Raw genomic sequence first — 1230 nt, forward strand, 5'->3', positions numbered from 1 at the left:
GGATCGAACCGGCCATCCGCGCGGCGGTCGGCAATGCCCGTATCGTCATCGTCTCGGTCGTGGCGGCCCTGGTCGTCGTTGGCGTCGCCCTTACCACCCTGGGAAGGGAGATCATTCCCACCCTGGATGCTGTCTCTTATACAAACCTCCGAACCCACCAGACCCCAGTGAATCTCGTAAGACGTCTTCTGGTTATAAAAAAAAACAATAAAAAAGCCTCCAAGATTTGGAGGCATGAAAACATACGATTGGGTGGGTTTCAATACTGACGGTTAGTCCCTAGACAAATTCACAGCGTGGCCCGTCGGCAGCGTCAGTTGTGTAAAAGTGACAGGGACAGGGAGCGCAGCCCGCCTGCGCCGCTCGCCGAAGATTGAGCCATGGCGGCGCCCGACGCCGCGCAGGCGGCGATCAGGGCGGTCGACAGGATCAGGGCGTGTCGCAAGGGGCGGGTCTCGCACGAACAAAAAGACAACCCCCAGCCTAGGCGGATATCGCTTAACCCGTCGCTAACGGCGCAACAGGAATCGTCCGATCACCCCGACAGCGGCGTTCAGCACCAGGCCCAGCAGGGTCAGGCACAGGACCCCGGCCAGCATTTCCGCCGTGCGCAGGCGGTTGCCCGCCTCCAGCAGCCGCCAGGCCAGACCCTGGGTCGCGCCCGAGCCCGAGACGAATTCGGCCACCACGGCGCCGATGACCGCCAGACCCGCCGCGACCCGCAGACCCTCCAGCGCGAACGGAAGGGCCGAGGGCAGGCGCAGCCGCCACAGTCTTTGCAGGGGCGTGGCGCCATACAGGTCGAACAGCCGCTCCAGGTCGGGATCGGCCGACTTCAGCCCGGTCAGAATTCCCGAGAACAGCGGGAAGAAGGCGACGACGGCCGCCAGGGCCACCACGGCCCGGTCGGCGTGGTCCAGCCCGGCCCAGATCAGCACCAGGGGGGCGACGGCCACGACCGGCGTGACCTGAAGCGCCACGGCCAGGGGCCGCACGGCCCGCCCGGCCGCCGGGTGCAGCGACACCGCCAGGGCCAGCCCCCCGCCCCCCCGGCCCGTTCTGCCCCAGGGCCGGCCGGCCCCGGATCTTGCCGCCAAGACCGGCCCCCCCGGGGGCGGGCTCGGTCGCCCCCGCCATGACCTCGGCGGCGGCCTCTGACGCCACTTCATGACGGGACCGGGCTTCGCGATACGCGGCCATCTCGGCCGCTGGAAGCATGCCGCCATAGAC

The 1230-nt window shown here is 67.9% G+C and carries 3 protein-coding genes; 1 reads left to right on the forward strand and 2 read right to left on the reverse strand.

The features are described from left to right. A partial coding sequence (locus ER13_RS18855; protein WP_197019820.1) for a hypothetical protein occupies positions 1 to 269 on the forward strand: 269 nt, incomplete at its 5' end. Positions 270 to 313: 44 nt separating this feature from the next. On the opposite strand, the gene ER13_RS19210 is transcribed toward ER13_RS18855, so the two are convergent. Together ER13_RS19210 and ER13_RS17320 are read right to left on the reverse strand one after the other, a co-directional pair. Beyond that, a complete protein-coding gene (locus tag ER13_RS19210; protein WP_255347099.1) occupies positions 314 to 445 on the reverse strand; it encodes a hypothetical protein in 132 nt (43 codons plus the stop codon). 64 nt (positions 446 to 509) lie between these two features. Continuing rightward, complete coding sequence (locus ER13_RS17320) at positions 510 to 1097, reverse strand: ABC transporter permease (protein ID WP_231492586.1); 588 nt, start codon at positions 1095 to 1097, stop codon at positions 510 to 512. Between the last annotated feature and the right edge of the window lie 133 nt (positions 1098 to 1230).

It is taken from the genome of Brevundimonas sp. EAKA (assembly GCF_000698025.1).
GTDB lineage: Bacteria > Pseudomonadota > Alphaproteobacteria > Caulobacterales > Caulobacteraceae > Brevundimonas > Brevundimonas mediterranea_A.